Here is a 16815-nt window from a genome sequence, read left to right on the forward strand (position 1 = left end):
TGTGCGCGCTCACATCCGGCCGAAGGGGGCGATCGGAGGGCAACCGAACCCACCGACGTACGTGAGGCACGAGGGCAGCCAGCCGGCGAAGCGCACGGCGAGCGGCGAGCCGAACCACTGGTTGTAGAGCCGCGAGAAGTTCAGGTTGCCGTAGGTCGCGCAGGCGCCGCCCTTGCCGGCCGGACGCGCCAGCGTCTGAGCGTTCGGCTGATACGGCGTGTAGTTGTAGAGGTTCGCTGTCGCCTGGTTGACCACAGTGACGCGGCTCGTGCCGCACGTCGCGTCGGGATGGAACTGGATGCGGTTCTCGCCGACCTGATACCGCCAGTCGGTGGGATGCACGGTGTACTCCCTGAACTGCCAGGCCGCCCGGTACACCTGGTTGAAGAATCCGAAGTACTTGCGGTCGCAGGCCGCGGTGTCCGGGCAGGCGTAGCCGGTGGCCTTCTGATAACCGGATGCGCTGGGCGCGGTCAGCAGCGACTGCTCCTTCTGCAGCAGCACCAGCAGCACCCGGGGGCTGATCGTGCAGGCCGCCGCGACGCGGGCGATGATGCTGCTCGCACGCTCATCCCGTTCGCCGCGGATCGCCGTGCAGCGGTCCTTCGACGCCGGGGTGTCCGGCGTGTCCATCCGGTAGCGGGCGAGGCAGGGCACCCCGTCCTTCGGAGTGCAGGTCCGGTCGTCGAGGAACTGCTGGATATCGGCCTCTGTCATCGCGTTCGGATTGAAGAAGCTGTCGTCGCTGATGATGTCGCCCGGGTCGAACGACGCCTTCTCGCCGGCGCTCACACCGATCGCGGGGAGCACGGACAGGGCCGTGGCGACCGCCACGACCCCGACGAGCAGCCGCCAGCGCCTGATCCGCATTCTTTCGACGCCGCGCTCAGCTGACGCGCGCGAGCGCCTCTTCGAGAACGGTCGCCGCGTCGTCGATCAGCTCGTCGCTGATGATGACGGACGGCAGCAGACGGAGCACGCTGTCCCAGCTGCCCGCGTCGAGCGGGATGACACCGTTGGCCGTCGCGTGGGCGAGCACGGCCTTGAGGGCATCCGGGTTGGGGGTCTTGGTGCCCGGCTTCACGAGCTCGATGCCGAACATCGCGCCCTTGCCGCGCACCTCGCCGACCACCGGGAACTTCTCGGCCCAGTCGCCGATCCGGGCCCACAGGGCCTTCTCGACGCGCTTGGCCTCCTCGAGCAGGTTCTCCTGCTCGAACACGTCGAACACGGCGAGTGCGGCCGCCGTCGAGACGGGGTTGCCGCCGAACGTGCCGCCGATGCCGCCCGGCTGAACGGCGTCCATGATCTCGGCGCGGCCGGTCACGGCGGCCAGCGGGAAGCCGCCGGCGATGCCCTTGGCGCTCGTGACCAGGTCGGGGACGACGCCGTGGTGCTCGATGGAGTACCAGGTGCCGGTGCGTCCGATGCCCGCCTGGATCTCGTCGGCGACGAACACGATGCCGTTCTCGGTGCAGAACTCGGAGAGCCGCTTGAAGTAGCCGGGAGCCGGGATGATGATGCCGCCGTCGCCCTGGATCGGCTCGACGAACAGGGCGGCGAGCTCGGTGGCGCCGATGTGGGTGTTGATGTAGTCGATGGTGCGCTCGGCGGCCTCTTCGCCGGTCATCCCCTCCGGGTCGCGGAAGGGGTAGCTGATCGGCACGCTGTAGATCTCTCCGGGGAACGGACCCATGCCCGCGCGCTCCGGCCACGGGCGGTAGGTCATCGCCATGGTGAGGTTGGTGCGGCCGTGGAACGCGTGGTCGAGCGTGGCGATCGCCCGCCGGCCCGTGAACTTGCGAGCGATCTTGACGGCGTTCTCGACCGCCTCTGCTCCCGAGTTGACCAGGATGCTGTGCTTGTCGAAGTCGCCGGGGGTGATCTCGGCGAGCTTCTCGGCCACCCGCACGTAGTTCTCGTACGGGGTGACGGTGAAGAGGGTGTGGGTGAGCTTCGACGCCTGCTCGGCCGCGGCAGCTGCGACTGCGGGATGCGCGTGACCGATGGTGGTCACGCCGATGCCGCAGCCCAGGTCGATCAGCCGGTTGCCGTCGACGTCGACCAGAATGGCGCCGGAGCCGGACTCCATGTAGATGTTCGCGAGCGTTCCCGCGCCGCGGCTCACGCTGGCGACGCGGCGCTCCTGCAGTTCGACGGAGCGGGGACCGGGGAGGGCGGTGACGAGCTTACGGGTCTGCGGAACGGAGAAGTCGCGAGTCATTGTTCCATCGTAGGTCGCCTCGCTGTCAGCTTCAGCAAAGCCGCATGCGGCAGACTGTTACGGCATCCCCCCGATCACGAAGGTGTCAACCGTGCGTAAAACCCTCTCCATCCTGGCCGCCGGCCTCGTCGTCGCCGGCCTGGCGGCGTGCAGCTCCGGGAGCCCGACGGCGTCGTCGTCGCCATCGGCATCCGCGGCGTCCACCGCGTGCATCAACGTGAAGGAGGGAGACGCGTCGAAGGCGGTCACCGTCTCCGGCGCATTCGGAGCAACTCCGAAGGTGACGATCAAGACGCCGCTCAAGGCATCGTCGCTGGAGCGCAGCGTCGCGATCACGGGCGACGGCTCCGAGGTCAAGGGCGGCGACTCCGTCGACATCGCGATCGCGGCCTACAACGGCACGACCGGCAAGGAGCTCATCCCTGCGACCGGGTTCGGCGGCACGGGCGCCCAGGCGATCCCCGTCGACGCCACCAAGTACGCCCCCGGGCTCGTGCGCGCCGTCGAATGCCTCCCGCTCAAGTCGCGTGTCGTGATCGCAGGCAGCGCCAAGGAGATGTTCGGCGCGGCCGACATCAGCCAGCTCTCGATCAAGGCGACGGACCCGGTCGTCTTCGTCGTCGACAGCATCGACAAGGCTCCGACGCGCGCCGACGGCACGCCCGTCGCGCCGAAGGCCGGATTCCCGACGGTCACGCTCTCCAAGACCGGCGAGCCCACGATCACCATCCCGAAGGCCGACCCCCCCACGACCACCCAGATCGCCGTGCTCAAGCAGGGCGACGGCGAGGTCGTGCAGTCGGGCGACACCGTCACCGTGCAGTACAAGGGCGTCCTGTGGCGCAACGGGCAGATGTTCGACTCCAGCTGGAGCCGCGGCGCCCCCACCCCTCTGCAGACCACCGGTGTCGTCAAGGGCTTCCAGAAGGCGCTCGAAGGGCAGAAGGTCGGAACCCAGGTCATCGCGGTCATCCCGCCGGCCGACGGCTACGGTAAGACCGGCCAGGGCGACATCAAGGCCACTGACACGATGGTCTTCGTGATCGACATCCTCAAGACCACGCGCTGATCCCCGCCGGCCGCCGCTGATCCCCGCCGGCCGCCGCCTGCGTACGATGAAGGCGTGCGCAGAGTAGTCATCCTCGGTTCCACCGGCTCGATCGGTACGCAGGCCCTCGACGTGATCGCGGCGAACCGCGACCGCTTCACCGTGGTCGGGCTCACCGCGGGCACCGCTGCGGAGCAGCTCGCCGAACAGGCAGAGCGGTTCGGCGTGACCGAGACGGCGCTCGGCGCCGACGATGCCGAACGGCTGGTGCGTTCCGTCGAGGCCGACGTGGTGCTCAACGGCATCACGGGTTCGGTCGGCCTCGGCCCGACCCTGGCCGCCCTCGAGACGGGCGCGACGCTCGCGCTGGCCAACAAGGAGTCGCTCATCGTCGGCGGCGAGCTCGTGAAGCGGGCCGCGGCGCCCGGGCAGATCGTGCCGGTCGACTCGGAGCACTCTGCGATCGCACAGGCGCTGCGCTCCGGCACGCCCCAGGAGGTGCGTCGCCTCGTCCTCACGGCGTCCGGCGGGCCGTTCCGCGGGCGCAGTCGCGCCTCGCTCACTGACGTGACGCCGCGCGAGGCGCTCGCGCATCCGACCTGGGACATGGGGCTCGTCGTCACAACGAACTCGTCGACCCTCGTGAACAAGGGGCTCGAGATCATCGAGGCGCACCTGCTGTTCGACGTGCCGTACGACGACATCGAGGTCACCGTGCATCCGCAGTCCGTCATCCATTCGATGGTGGAGTTCGTCGACGGGTCGACCATCGCGCAGGCCTCGCCGCCCGACATGCGCCTGCCGATCTCTCTCGGCCTCGACTGGCCGAACCGTGTGGCCGGCGTCGGCGTGCCATTGGATTGGACGACGGCGCACACCTGGACGTTCGAGCCGCTGGACGACGAGGCGTTCCCCGCAGTCGCGCTCGCCAAGCGCGTCGGACGCGCCGGTGGCACGTATCCCGCGGTGTTCAACGCGGCGAACGAGCAGGCCGTGACAGCGTTCCACGCCGGCGCGATCGGCTACCTCGACATCGTCGACACGGTCGAACGGGTGGTCGACGAGCACGAACCGGACGACGAGCTGAGCCGTGAGACGCTGCACGCCGCGGAGCGCTGGGCCCGCGGCGAGGCCGATCGCCTGATCGCGCGCTGAACCGGCTCCCACGGACGCCGGGCGGACATCCGGCTGATAGCTCACACCGAGCCTTTGTGCGGCTCGTTCCAAGCTGACCCCGGCTAGCCTTGACCCGTGGATTCCGTGCTGCTGTTCATCCTGGGCGTGCTCATCATTCTGGTGGGCCTCGCGCTGTCGATCGGCCTGCACGAGGTCGGCCACCTCGTCCCCGCCAAGCTGTTCGGCGTCAAGGTCACGCAGTACATGATCGGGTTCGGCAAGACGCTGTTCTCGTTCAAGCGCGGGGAGACCGAGTACGGCTTCAAGGCCATTCCGCTCGGCGGGTACATCTCGATGATCGGGATGTTCCCTCCCGGCAAAGACGGCACGGCCGGTCGCAACGCCACCACCGGCTTCATGCAGTCGATGGCGCAGGATGCTCGCGTCGCCAGCATGGAGACCGTCGCGGTCGGCGAGGAGGAGCGCACCTTCTACAAGCTCCCGGTGTGGAAGCGCATCATCATCATGTTCGGCGGCCCGTTCATGAACCTGCTCATCGGCGTCCTGCTCTTCGGGGTGCTGCTGATGGGCTTCGGAACGCCGCAGGCGTCCACAACGGTCGGAACGGTCAGCCAGTGCGTGCTGCCGTCGACCAGCGCCCGCCAGACGTGCCAGTCCGGGGATCCGGAGGGCCCGGCGGCGGCAGCGGGGCTCCAGCCCGGCGACACGATCATGAGCATCGACGGCACGCCGATCACCGCCTGGGCGCAGTCGACGGGCATCATCCGGCAGTCGGTCGATCGTCCGCTCACCGTCGTCGTCAAGCGCGACGGGGCGGAGCGGACGCTCACGATCACCCCCCGCGCGAACACGGTCGCCAAGACTGACGCGAGCGGTGCGGTGCTCAAGGATTCGTCGGGCACGGTGCTCACGCAGAGCGTCGGCTTCGTCGGGATCGGAACCGTGCAGGAGCTGGTCCCGCAGCCGGTCACCTCGGTGCTCCCGGCCGTCGGCGCGCAGACGGGCGCCGTCGTCGGCGTGATCATCCACCTGCCGCAGCGCATGGTCGACGTGTGGAACGCCGCCTTCGGCTCGGGCGAGCGCGACCCCAACGGCCCCATCAGCGTCGTCGGCATCGGCCGCGCTGCCGGCGAGCTCACCGCGCTCAACGGGGTGCCGGTGGTCGACAAGGTCTACACGATGATCGGGATGCTCGCCTCGCTGAACATCGCCCTCTTCGTCTTCAACCTCATCCCGCTGCTCCCACTCGACGGCGGACACATCGCGGGGGCGCTCTGGGAGGGCATCCGGCGCACGTGGGCCAAGCTGTTCAAGAAGCGCGATCCCGGTCCCGTGGACATGGCCAAGCTGATGCCGCTCACCTTCGCGGTCGTGATCGTGCTCGGCGGAATGAGCGTGCTGCTCGTGTACGCCGACATCGTCAAGCCGGTCAACCTCTTCGGCTAGCCGCGCGGCCGGGCTTCGGCGGGGCGTCGACGGGGCGCTCGGGCATCCGGTCGGTCCGCGCACACCGGGGACCCAGCCACCTCTCACCCGGCCGCGTAGGATTGCATCCGTGGCAGCAATCAATTTGGGAATGCCCAAGGTTCCAGAGACCCTCGCACCGCGACGCAAGTCCCGTCAGATCAAGGTCGGCAAAGTCCTGGTCGGCGGCGACGCTCCGATCAGCGTCCAGTCCATGACGACGACGCCGACGACGAACATCAACGCGACCCTGCAGCAGATCGCCGAGCTGACGGCATCCGGATGCGACATCGTGCGTGTCGCGGTGCCGAGCCGTGACGACGCAGAGGCGCTGCCGATCATCGCCAAGAAGAGCCAGATCCCGGTGATCGCAGACATCCACTTCCAGCCGAACTACGTGTACGCGGCCATCGACGCCGGATGCGCGGCGGTGCGCGTGAACCCCGGCAACATCCGCAAGTTCGACGACCAGGTCGGCAAGATCGCGGCGGCGGCCAAGGCCGCGGGCGTCTCGCTCCGCATCGGCGTCAACGCGGGCTCCCTCGAGCCGAGCCTCCTCCAGAAGTACGGCAAGGCGACCCCGGAGGCGCTCGTGGAAAGCGCGGTCTGGGAGGCCAGCCTGTTCGAGGAGCACGACTTCCACGACTTCAAGATCTCGGTCAAGCACAACGACCCCATCGTCATGGTGAAGGCCTACCGGCTGCTCGCCGAGCGCGGCGACTGGCCCCTGCACCTCGGTGTCACCGAGGCCGGGCCCGAGTTCCAGGGCACCATCAAGTCGGCGACCGCCTTCGGCATCCTGCTCTCCGAGGGCATCGGCGACACGATCCGCGTCTCCCTGTCGGCCCCGCCGGCGCAGGAGGTCAAGGTGGGACTGCAGATCCTGCAGTCGCTCAACCTCCGTGAGCGCAAGCTCGAGATCGTCTCGTGCCCGAGCTGTGGCCGTGCCCAGGTCGACGTCTACAAGCTGGCCAACGACGTGACGAGCGGACTCGAGGGCATGAGCGTTCCGCTGCGCGTCGCCGTGATGGGCTGTGTCGTCAACGGACCGGGGGAGGCCCGCGAGGCCGACCTCGGTGTGGCGTCCGGCAACGGCAAGGGCCAGATCTTCGTGAAGGGCGAGGTCATCAAGACCGTTCCCGAGGCGGAGATCGTGCAGACGCTGATCGCCGAGGCGAACCGGCTCGCCGCGGAGATGCCGCCGGTCGAGTCGGGCGAGCCGGTCGTCACCGTCGGCGCGCACTGAGCCGACGCGGACTGCCGGCTCGGGCTGCCGGCTCGGACTGCCGACTCCGACTCCGGGTGCGTCAGGCGGCGGCGAAGGTCACGCGACCGGTCGGGATGTCCGCGGCCGTGAGACGCACGCGCACGACGGTGCCCGGCTGCACGTCATCCGGACGCGGGGCCGAGGCGACGACCGCCGGATCGGCGAGCTGCACCGTCATGGTGTCGCCGCGGACCGCCAGGACCGTGACATCGAAGGCGTCGCCGACGCGATCGACGAGCAGCGCGGCCTCGACGCGGTCGATGGACGCCGCGTTCAGCTGCGACCCGAGCCGCGACGACGCGCCCATGATCGACGGCAGCTCGCCGAGGGACGCGCGCGCCCAGGGCGGGATCTCCGTTCCGGCGCAGATCGCCTCGCAGATCACGAGCACCCAGCGGTCGACGAGCCTGCGCAACGGGGCCGTGGTGTGCGCGTACGGGGCGGCGACGGCGGACTGCAGCGGGTCGCGGGGAGCCTCGCCGTCCATCACCACGTAGCCGGCGCCGCGGAACAACCCCGTCGCCGCCTGCATGACCGCGAGCGCGCGGGGGTCGTGGTGATCCAGCCGCCGCAGGTACTCGCCGTACGGCTCGTCGTCGGGCCAGGGGAGTCCGAGCGCCGCGGTCTGCGCCCGGAAGGCCGTGATCGCGTCGTCGGTCGGCGGCGGCATCGTGCGCAGGATGCCCACGCGCGCTCCGAGCATCAGCTCGGCGGCCGCCATCCCGGTCAGAAGGGAGATCTGCGCGTTCCAGTCCTCGATCGGCAGCGGTGCGCGCCGCTCGAGGGTGTACGCCCCGTCACGGAGCACGATCTCCTCATCCGGGGCGTTGAGGCTGGCGCCGCCCCGCTCGCGCTCGCGCTCGATCCGGGCCAGACCGACCGATTCGAGGAGGGCGAGCGTCTCCGGCGCGGTCCCGTCGTCGATCGCGGCCTGCGCCTCCGGGTAGGTCCATTGCCGCCGCGACCGGATGCGCGCTCTCGTCACGGAGACCGACTGCTCGCGGCCCTCGGCGTCCAGCAGGATGTCCCAGACGAACGCGCCGCGGTCGACGCCGGCCAGGAGCGAGCCCGCGCGCTCGCCGATGGCGTCCGGGTGAAGCGGTACGCGCCCGTCGGCGGCGTAGATGGTCTGCCCCCGGCGGCGGGTCTCCGCGTCGACGGCGCCGTCCGGTCGCACGAGCGCGGGCACGTCGGCGATCGCGTACCGCACGCGGAAGCCGCCGCCATCCCGTACGATGTGCACGGCCTGGTCGAGATCGGTGGAGCCGGCGGGGTCGACCGTGAGGAACTCGATCGCGGTCAGGTCGACGGGCGGAAGCGTCAGCTCTGCGGCGGCGCGCTCGGCTTCGCGCACGGCGTCGTGCGGATAGTCCCCGGGGAGGCCGAGTTCGGAACGGAGCGCTGCGAGCGATTCGGCGAGCTCGCTCTGGGCGACGGATGCGGTGACATGCGTGCGGCGGTCCGGCATGCCGAAAGCCTAATCGGCCGCTGTCGCCTCGTCGGGGGAGAGGCGGCTCTCACGCAGGGCGTGACCGAAGAGCGCCAGCGCGAGGGCGATGGCGCCGGCGACCGTGAGGCCGAGCGCGACGCTCCCGCGCAGGAGGAGGGCGCCCACCGCCGCGCCGGCAAGGATGAGCACGACGGCCAGCACCCGTCGCGGCCACCGTGTTCCGCTGCCGCCGGCGAGCCGGGAGTCGGCGGCGAGCCCCGTGATGGTGGATGTCACGACGACGGTGGTGACGTCGGCGACCGCGAGCCGCCGGGCGGTCGCGGCCTGGAGCCCCATCGTCGTCGCCAGGATCGTGGTGAGGGTTAAGCCCCACGCCGTCCCGTGCGTCGGGGGCACGACGATGGAGATCACGCCGAGAGCCAGGGTGACGGAGGCGGAGACGACCAGCGCGGCGGTCGTCGCGCGTCCCCATCCGGTGCGGGAGGTCGAGAGAGCGCGCCCGCCGATGGCGGCGCCGAGCAGAAAGCCGCCGAGCGCCAGCGCGGGCCCGACGATCGGGAGCCCGTCGGCGCCGGCGAGACCCATGCCGAGGATGACGACGTTGCCGGTCATGTTGGCCGTGAAGACCTTGTCGAGACCGAGATAGCCGACGGCGTCGATGATGCCGGTCGTGAACGTGAGTCCGAGCATGATGAACAGGTGGAGGCGAGCGGGGTCTCTGCGGGGCATGAACCCAGTGTGCCGTGCCCTCTAACATGGAACGGTGCCTACACGCCTGACGAACTATTTCCTGCGGACCCTTCGAGAAGACCCCTCCGACGCCGAGGTCATCAGCCACCGGCTGCTGGTCCGCGCCGGATACATCCGGCGGCAGGCGCCGGGGATCTTCGCCTGGCTGCCGCTGGGGCTGCGTGTGAAAGGCAAGATCGAGGCGATCATCCGCGACGAGATGACCGCGGCCGGCGCCCACGAGGTGCACTTCCCCGCGCTGCTGCCGCGCGAGCCGTACGAGGTCACGGGCCGCTGGGAGGAGTACGGCGACGGCCTGTTCCGTCTGAAGGACCGCAAGGGCGCCGACATGCTGCTCGCGCCGACGCACGAGGAGGCCTTCACGCTGCTTGTGAAGGACCTGTACTCGAGCTACAAGGACCTGCCCCTGGCGATCTACCAGATCCAGGACAAGTACCGCGACGAGGCCCGCCCGCGTGCCGGCCTGCTGCGCGGGCGCGAGTTCACGATGAAGGACGCCTACACGTTCGACTACACGGACGCTGGGCTGGATGCGAGCTACCAGTCGCAGCGCGACGCCTACGAGCGCATCTTCACCCGTCTCGGGCTCGAGTACGTGATCGTGCAGGCGGATGCGGGCGCGATGGGCGGCTCCCGCAGCGAGGAGTTCCTGCACCCGACTCCCGTCGGCGAGGACACGTTCGTGCGCTCGGCCGGTGGCTACGCGGCCAACGTCGAGGCGTTCACGACCCTCGCGCCGCCCACCCGCTCGTACGAGCACCTCACCCCGCTCGAGGTGCTGGACACGCCGGACACGCCGACGATCCAGACGCTCGTCGAGGTGGCCAACACGAAGCACCCGCGACCCGACGGCCGCGCCTGGACGGCGGCGGACACCCTCAAGAACGTGGTGCTCGCGCTGACGCACCTCGACGGATCCCGTGAGATCGTCGTCGTCGGCCTGCCCGGCGACCGCGAGGTCGACCTCAAGCGCGCCGAGGTGGCGTTCGCCCCGGCCGAGATCGAGCCTGCGACGGAGGCGGACTTTGCGCGCCACCCCGGGCTCGTCAGGGGCTACATCGGTCCCTGGTCTGCCGAGGGACAGGTTCTCGGCGAAGACGGAGCGACGGGCATCCGGTACGTCGTCGACCCGCGCGTCGTCGACGGTTCCGGCTGGATCACCGGCGCGAACATCCACGGCAAGCACGTGTTCGGCCTGGTCGCCGGGCGCGACTTCGGCTGGGACGGCACGGTCGAGGTCGCCGAGGTTCTGCCGGGGGACCCCGCGCCCGACGGCTCCGGCCCCGTTGAGCTGGCCCGCGGCATGGAGATCGGGCATGTCTTCCAGCTCGGCCGCAAGTACGCGGACGCGCTCGGCCTCAAGGTGCTCGACGAGAACGGCAAGCTCGTCACGGTCACGATGGGCTCGTACGGCATCGGCGTGACGCGCATCCTGGCGATCATCGCCGAGAACAACAACGACGACAAAGGCCTGATCTGGCCGGCGTCGGTCTCGCCGTTCGATGTTCACGTGCTCGCGGCCGGTCGCGAGCCGGTGGTGTTCGAGGTCGCGGAGGAGCTGACGGCCGCGCTCGAGGGCGCAGGGCTCGACGTGCTGCTCGACGACCGCCCCAAGGTGTCGCCGGGTGTGAAGTTCGGGGACGCGGAGCTGATCGGCGTGCCGAAGATCGTCATCGTCGGCCGCGGCGCCGCCGACGGCGTGGTCGAGCTGTGGGACCGCCGCACCGGCGAGCGCACGCAGCTCCCGGTCGCCGACGCCGTCGCCGCGCTGCGCTGACGCGCGCGCCCGCTCCGTTTCGCGCGAGAGGTGCCGAATGTCGCTCATTCACACCGAATGACAGACATTCGGCACCTCTCGCGCGATTGGTTTTCCACAGATTCGCGCGGAGGGTCGTTCTGAGGGGAGGCGCGCGGCGAGGATGGCGGGATGCGCCGCACCGTTCCACTCCCCGCAACCCTTCCGAGGGCTTTCGCGACGAGCGTCGCCTCTGAGCACGGCGTCGCACCCCGGCGGCTTCGTGCCCGGGATGTGCAGCACCCGTTCCACGGGGTGAACGCCATCGGCGACGTCAGCGCGGTCGAGGCGTATCGGCACCGGATGCTGCCAGGGCAGTTCTTCAGCCATCACACGGCCGCGATCGTTCACGGGATTCCCCTTCCTCGGACGGGGCGCGCAGTCCACGTCGCGGTCGTGGCGCCGCGAACCCCGCCCCGCGCATCGGGCGTCGTCGGCCACCGGGTTTCGGCCGACGTCGAGGTGGTGACGTTGCCCGACGGAACCCCCGTGTGCTCAGCGGCGGACACCTGGTGTCAGCTGGCTGTTGCGCTCAGCACATCGGACCTGGTTGCGGCGGCCGACCATCTTCTCGGCGCCAGAGGCCGACCGGCGATCGCGTCGGTCGATGAACTCGACCTCGCTGCACGCCGGCACGCCCGCGGTCGCGGCGCCCGTGCGCGTCGCGACGCGATGGCTCGGGCGCGGTGGGGGAGCGACTCACGGCCGGAGTCGTTGCTGCGCCTGCTCGTGGAAGACCTCGAGGTCGGCGATGTCCTGATCAACCATCCTCTGACGGTCGGCGGCCGCACGCTGCATCCCGATCTGCTGGTTCCGTCGAGGTCGCTGATCCTCGAGTACGAGGGCGACCATCATCGCGTGGAGCGCGACCAATGGAATCACGATCTGGCGAGATACGACGCTTTCGCTGCGGCGGGCTGGCGCGTGATGAGAGTGACCTCGCGCCAACTCTTCGACGACCCCGAAGGCCTGGCGCGACGGGTGCGAAATGTGCGTCAAACGACCTGAATGACCGCCATTCGGCACCTCTCGGCGGAGAGGCGGAGAGGCGGAGAGGCGGAGAGACCGGTGGGCGTCAGAGGCGGATGGCGACGGCGCGCACGCACCAGAAGACGCCGTACGCGATGAGGCCGAGGCCGATCGCGAGCAGCAGGAAGACGCCGTACGGGAGTTGCGTGAGCGACTTGAGGGCGCCGTCGAGTCCGGATGCCTTGCCCGGGTCGTACGTGACGGCGCCCGCCACGATCAGGCCGCCGACGATGCCCAGCGCGATGCCCTTGGCGATGTAGCCGACGCGACCGAGCGTGACGGTCGCCGGCGCGAGCGCGTTCGGGGGGAGCCGCATCCCGCGCTCGAAGGTCTTGCGGATGCCGCTGACCAGGAAGCCGATCCCGACCGCGACGACGATCAGACCGATCAGCGCGAGCACGAACACGCCGCCGGGCGTGCCGAGCAGCTTCGCGCTCGCCGACTTCTCCGATGCGGACGAGTTCGATCCGCCGCCGAACGCGACCGTGATCGCGGTGATCGCCAGTACGAGGTAGACGACGCCCTTCGCGATCTCCGAGACGCGTTTCCATGCCTTGCGCGCGACCACGGTTTGCAGGATCTGCCAGAGCGTCAGCGCGATCAGGCCGACGATCACGGCCCAGACGACGAAGAGACCGCCAGGCACCTTCACGAGCGCCTGCAGGGCGCCGGACTGGTCGGCGTTGCCGCCGCCGGTGCGCAGGGCGATCGCGATCGCGATCACGCCGATCAGGATGTGCAGCAGGCCGATCGCGGCGTTCCCCACGCGCGCGAGGGTGCGGACGATCGGATTGTTCTCGGCTCGGCGCGCGAGGACTTCGGAGTCGGGCATGGCGCTCACGGTACCCCGTTCCCGGGCAGGTCAGGATCGGGTACCGTAGGTAGCTGAGTCCGTCGCGCAGTTCGCGGCGGCAAGATCTGAATAGAGGAGGCCGGCATGGACATCGACCTCAGCGTCTTACGTCTCATGGAGCGCGAACGGGAGATCCCGTTCGACGAACTGGTGCAGATTATCGAGCAGGCGATTCTGACCGCCTACCTGAAGCACACCAATCAGGCGGATCACCGCCACGGCCACACCGACGAGCCGCCGGCCGCCCGCGTGCACCTCGACCGCAAGACCGGTCATGTCACGGTGTACGTCCCGGAGAAGGACGACGAAGGCAACATCATCGGCGAGGCCGAGGACAGCCCGAGCGACTTCGGCCGCATTGCCGCATTCGCGGCCAAGCAGGTCATCAACCAGCGGCTCCGCGACATCGCGGACGACGCGGTGCTCGGCGAGTTCCGGGGGCGCGAGGGCGACATCGTCGCCGGCATCATCCAGCAGGGTCCCAATCCCCGGATGATCCACATCGACCTCGGCAGCGTCGAAGCTATCCTCCCGCCGGAGGAGCAGGTTCCTGGCGAGGAGTACACGCACGGGTCGCGCATCCGGGTGTACGTGACGAGCGTGTCGAAGGGGCTGAAGGGCCCGTCGATCACGGTCTCGCGCACGCACCCCGCGCTGGTGCGCAAGCTGTTCGCGCTCGAGGTCCCCGAGATCGCGAGCGGCGTCGTCGAGATCGTGTCGCTGGCCCGCGAGGCCGGACACCGCACGAAGATCGCCGTTCGCGCGACCGAGCCCGGCGTCAACGCCAAGGGCGCATGCATCGGAGAGCTGGGACAGCGGGTCCGTGCGGTCACGGCCGAGCTGAACAACGAGAAGATCGACATCGTCGACTACTCGCCCGATCTGGCGACGTTCGTCTCGAGCGCGCTGTCGCCGGCGAAGGTGACGAGTGCTTTCGTGATCGACGAGTCACTCAAGGCGGTGCGCGCACTGGTGCCCGACTATCAGCTGTCGCTCGCGATCGGCAAGGAGGGCCAGAACGCCCGCCTCGCCGCGAAGCTGACGGGCGCGAAGATCGACATCCAGCCCGACTCCATTCTCGACAGAGAGTAGGCCTCGGGGCTGGATGGCGATCTTCGCGCCGGGCCGGCGCCGCGCAGCGGTGACGACCCGGTGGCGCAGCCCGTCAGCGCAGCATCCAGCCCGACTCGATTCTCGACAGAGAGTAGGCCCAAGCGCTGGATGCAGCTCGTCACCCGCTCAGCGGATGTACGCCTGCAGCGCCGCCTGGACCGCGTTGTCCACCGATCCCGTGCCGCCCACGATCACGATCGATGACGGCCGCAGTCGAGTCAACGCCTGCGCGACCGCCGACGGGATGCCGTGCGGAGTCACCAACAGCGTCGGACCTTTCGCCGTGCCGGCGGCGGGGTCGGCCGAGAGAGCATCCGCGAAGACCGTGCCCGTCGCCACGTAGACCCTGGCTGCCGGCGTGACCACCGATCCTGAGATCTGCGCGCTGGCCGCGTATCTGTCAGCACCGCCGAGCCGCGTCACCGCCCCGGTCGTGTAGGCCTTCAGCGCAGTCGCGACGGACGCACTCACGGAGCCGGTCCCCCCGAACACGACGATCCGTGCGGGGTGCACGCGGCCGAGCTCAGCGCGGATGACCGACGGGATGCTCGTCGGGTGAACGAGGAGGAGCGGACCCTTCGCCGAGCCGGCGGCGATCGCCCCGCCGCTCACGGCATCCGGGTAGTTCTCGCCGGACGCGACGTAGAGCACGGGGTTGGCCACCGGAGTCGTCAGCCGCGAGACGCCGGCGCTCACCGCGTACCGGTCGGAGCCGCCGATTCGTGAGACCGCGGCGGCGCCACCGGAGACGAACGCCCCCAGCGACGTCTTCACCCCGTCGCTGACACTCCCCGCCCCGCCGAGCACGACGATCTTCGCCGGATGCAGCCGCCTGAGCTCTGTGGCGATCGTCGACGGGATGGCTTTCGGCTGCACCAGCAGCAGCGGGCCGCCGGCGCGACCGGCGGCCGGGCCGCCCGAGAGCGCGTCGGGGAACAGGGCGCCCGACGATACGTAGACCGTGCCGACGCCGGGGGAGAAGGTGGCCGCCGAGAGTGCGGCGCTCACGGCGTAGCGGTCGGCGCCGCCCACGCGCGCCACCGGATGGGCGGCGCCCGGCAGCCCGAAGGCCCGGAGTCTCGCGGACCCGTCGGCGTAGTACAGGTGCCCGTTCACTACGATCGGGCTCTGCCAGTGCAGCCCGACCGTGCCGGAGGTGTCGCTCCAGAGCAGCCGCCCGGTCGTGGGTTCGAACGCACGCACCCCTCCGTTGGTCAGGTAGTAGCCGATGCCGTTCGCGACGATCGGGGACGTGCCCGCCACGGCTGTCTTCCACACAGGGCTGAGCTGAGGTCGTCCGCCGGCGCCGGTCACGACCTTCAGCCCGGAGATCCCGCTGTTGTTCGCGACGAGGACCCACGGCGTCGCACTCGCCGGGTCCACCCACGCGGCCGGCTGCGTCAGCACCTGGCCGCCCTGCGGCACCGCGATGAGCTGCAGTTCGCCACCGAGGTGGCCGGGGCCGCCCTGCGAGCTGAGGTCGCTCAGATCGAGCAGGCGAAGCTTGGCGTCCTTACCGCCCTGCACGCCCAGGTTCTTGACGGCCGAACCGGATGGCGCCGCGACGATCTCGGGCGAGGAACTGCCCAGATCCTGGTCGGAGGAGTTGAGCGCCGCCTGATTCGAGGGCGTGTAGCTGTCGACGGGACCGCCGCCGACGCCGGAGCCGTCGGGCTTCAGCGCCAGCACCGTGTCGCCCCAGTTGTGCGTGCCGTCGAAGACCGAGTTGCCCGTGGCGAAGTAGATCAGGTTCGTCGCCGGGTCGTAGTTCACGCTGGGGCGCGCCCACACCGCCGACTGCACCTGCGGGCAGTCGTTCGCGGGCGTGAAGTGGACCGTCTTGTCGCTGCAGAGCGTGTTGAACACCTTCTGGGTCCCGGTGGCGAGGTCGATCGTCGTGACGTGGCCCTGATAGTCGCCGCGATCGCCCGGATAGCCGCCGTTTGCGGCATACAGGTATGTGTGGCCGCCCGCGCTCGCCGTCGTGAGCGCGGGGGAGCTCTTCTCGTCGTACGGCTTGGCCGTCGCGAGCTCGGGCCAGCCGCCCCCGGTGGTCTCCGCTCCCGTGCCGACGGCGTATTTGTGCACGCGCCCGTCGAGCCCGTAGGAGTACACGGACGTCCCGTTCGGGTCCACCGCGGGCGAGGAGGTCGTGTAGCACGGCTGGGCGCCGTTGTTGATTCGGCAGCTGCCTGGACCGTATTGATGCTTCCACAGCGTCGAGCCGGTGGCCGCGTCGACCGCGACGGTCCAGCCGTCCTTCGTGGTGAGGAACAGCAGGTCTTTGATGCCGCCCGGGGTGGATGCCGCGGCCAGGTAGACCGGCGGGCTGTCGGCGATCCCGGGCAACGTCGCCGTGTACTGCTTCTGCAGGCCGCCGATGGTCGAGGGGGTGAGCACCGTCTCAGCGGCGTTCGCACCGGAGTGCGTCGGGCCATTGCCGTACTGGAGCCAGGACGTCGATGCCGCCACCGCCGCCGACGGGATGCCGGCCGCGACCAGCGCGAGCGCCGTGATGACGGCCCAGGCCGCCGTGCGCGAGGCCGTTCCCCTCCACCTCCGCTCAGCGAGTCCCTCGGTCGGTGTCGTGCCGGTCCGTGTCTCGTCCATGAGTCCTCCCCAGGCGCAGTTTCCACCCACCCGAAGCGGTGCGCAATCCTCGTCGGCGCTGAGCGCGGGATAGCC

13 protein-coding genes are annotated in these 16815 nt (G+C 69.9%); 7 read left to right on the top strand and 6 right to left on the bottom strand.

What is annotated here, in order from left to right:
* Nucleotides 1–9: 9 nt before the first annotated feature.
* Together PKE84_RS14970 and PKE84_RS14975 are read right to left on the bottom strand one after the other, a co-directional pair.
* Nucleotides 10–870 (bottom strand): LasA N-terminal domain-containing protein, encoded by an 861-nt coding sequence (locus PKE84_RS14970; RefSeq protein WP_271178070.1) that lies wholly within the window; start codon nt 868–870, stop codon nt 10–12.
* A 16-nt stretch (nt 871–886) separates the two neighbouring features.
* Nucleotides 887–2224, bottom strand: coding sequence for an aminotransferase class III-fold pyridoxal phosphate-dependent enzyme (locus tag PKE84_RS14975; protein ID WP_271178071.1), 1338 nt, complete (start codon nt 2222–2224; stop codon nt 887–889).
* Nucleotides 2225–2315: 91 nt separating this feature from the next.
* Between PKE84_RS14975 and PKE84_RS14980 the strand changes: the two genes are divergently transcribed.
* From PKE84_RS14980 to ispG, 4 genes are all read left to right on the top strand, one after another.
* Nucleotides 2316–3293: an FKBP-type peptidyl-prolyl cis-trans isomerase gene (locus PKE84_RS14980; RefSeq protein WP_271178072.1), complete on the top strand. Its 978-nt coding sequence runs from the start codon at nt 2316–2318 to the stop codon at nt 3291–3293.
* A 54-nt stretch (nt 3294–3347) separates the two neighbouring features.
* Nucleotides 3348–4427, top strand: a complete 1080-nt coding sequence (locus PKE84_RS14985; protein ID WP_271178073.1) for a 1-deoxy-D-xylulose-5-phosphate reductoisomerase — start codon at nt 3348–3350, stop codon at nt 4425–4427.
* A 105-nt stretch (nt 4428–4532) separates the two neighbouring features.
* Complete coding sequence (locus PKE84_RS14990) at nt 4533–5855, top strand: M50 family metallopeptidase (RefSeq protein ID WP_271178905.1); 1323 nt, start codon at nt 4533–4535, stop codon at nt 5853–5855.
* Nucleotides 5856–5964: 109 nt separating this feature from the next.
* Nucleotides 5965–7119 (top strand): flavodoxin-dependent (E)-4-hydroxy-3-methylbut-2-enyl-diphosphate synthase, encoded by a 1155-nt coding sequence (gene ispG, locus PKE84_RS14995; protein ID WP_271178074.1) that lies wholly within the window; start codon nt 5965–5967, stop codon nt 7117–7119.
* A 61-nt stretch (nt 7120–7180) separates the two neighbouring features.
* On the opposite strand, the gene PKE84_RS15000 is transcribed toward ispG, so the two are convergent.
* Both PKE84_RS15000 and PKE84_RS15005 read right to left on the bottom strand, forming a co-directional pair.
* Nucleotides 7181–8608 carry an RNB domain-containing ribonuclease gene (locus tag PKE84_RS15000; protein ID WP_271178075.1) on the bottom strand — a complete coding sequence of 476 codons (1428 nt, stop codon included), beginning with the start codon at nt 8606–8608 and terminating at the stop codon, nt 7181–7183.
* A 9-nt stretch (nt 8609–8617) separates the two neighbouring features.
* Nucleotides 8618–9319 (bottom strand): YoaK family protein, encoded by a 702-nt coding sequence (locus tag PKE84_RS15005; protein ID WP_271178076.1) that lies wholly within the window; start codon nt 9317–9319, stop codon nt 8618–8620.
* A gap of 34 nt (nt 9320–9353) precedes the next feature.
* Between PKE84_RS15005 and PKE84_RS15010 the strand changes: the two genes are divergently transcribed.
* Nucleotides 9354–11117 (top strand): proline--tRNA ligase, encoded by a 1764-nt coding sequence (locus PKE84_RS15010; protein WP_271178077.1) that lies wholly within the window; start codon nt 9354–9356, stop codon nt 11115–11117.
* A gap of 150 nt (nt 11118–11267) precedes the next feature.
* Nucleotides 11268–12143, top strand: coding sequence for an endonuclease domain-containing protein (locus PKE84_RS15015; RefSeq protein WP_271178078.1), 876 nt, complete (start codon nt 11268–11270; stop codon nt 12141–12143).
* Between the two features lie 67 nt (nt 12144–12210).
* On the opposite strand, the gene PKE84_RS15020 is transcribed toward PKE84_RS15015, so the two are convergent.
* Nucleotides 12211–12996 (bottom strand): DUF1206 domain-containing protein, encoded by a 786-nt coding sequence (locus PKE84_RS15020; protein WP_271178079.1) that lies wholly within the window; start codon nt 12994–12996, stop codon nt 12211–12213.
* Nucleotides 12997–13101: 105 nt separating this feature from the next.
* On the opposite strand from PKE84_RS15020, the gene nusA reads away from it, so the two are divergent.
* Entirely contained in the window at nt 13102–14109 is a 1008-nt protein-coding gene (gene nusA / locus PKE84_RS15025; protein ID WP_271178080.1) for a transcription termination factor NusA, read from the top strand.
* 147 nt (nt 14110–14256) lie between these two features.
* Here the strand turns inward: nusA and PKE84_RS15030 are convergent, their stop codons facing one another.
* Nucleotides 14257–16740, bottom strand: coding sequence for a cell wall-binding repeat-containing protein (locus PKE84_RS15030; RefSeq protein ID WP_271178081.1), 2484 nt, complete (start codon nt 16738–16740; stop codon nt 14257–14259).
* Nucleotides 16741–16815 lie beyond the last annotated feature (75 nt).

The organism is Leifsonia poae (assembly GCF_027921845.1).
GTDB classification, from domain to species: Bacteria; Actinomycetota; Actinomycetes; order Actinomycetales; family Microbacteriaceae; genus Leifsonia; species Leifsonia poae.

Bases quoted from the DNA above. Each gene is read 5' to 3' on its own strand.
- PKE84_RS15000 (WP_271178075.1), bottom strand. From the start codon at position 8,608: ATGCCGGACCGCCGCACGCATGTCACCGCATCCGTCGCCCAGAGCGAG.
- PKE84_RS14970 (WP_271178070.1), bottom strand. From the start codon at position 870: ATGCGGATCAGGCGCTGGCGGCTGCTCGTCGGGGTCGTGGCGGTCGCC.
- PKE84_RS15005 (WP_271178076.1), bottom strand. From the start codon at position 9,319: ATGCCCCGCAGAGACCCCGCTCGCCTCCACCTGTTCATCATGCTCGGA.
- PKE84_RS14975 (WP_271178071.1), bottom strand. From the start codon at position 2,224: ATGACTCGCGACTTCTCCGTTCCGCAGACCCGTAAGCTCGTCACCGCC.
- PKE84_RS15015 (WP_271178078.1), top strand. From the start codon at position 11,268: ATGCGCCGCACCGTTCCACTCCCCGCAACCCTTCCGAGGGCTTTCGCG.
- PKE84_RS15020 (WP_271178079.1), bottom strand. From the start codon at position 12,996: ATGCCCGACTCCGAAGTCCTCGCGCGCCGAGCCGAGAACAATCCGATC.
- PKE84_RS15030 (WP_271178081.1), bottom strand. From the start codon at position 16,740: ATGGACGAGACACGGACCGGCACGACACCGACCGAGGGACTCGCTGAG.
- nusA (WP_271178080.1), top strand. From the start codon at position 13,102: ATGGACATCGACCTCAGCGTCTTACGTCTCATGGAGCGCGAACGGGAG.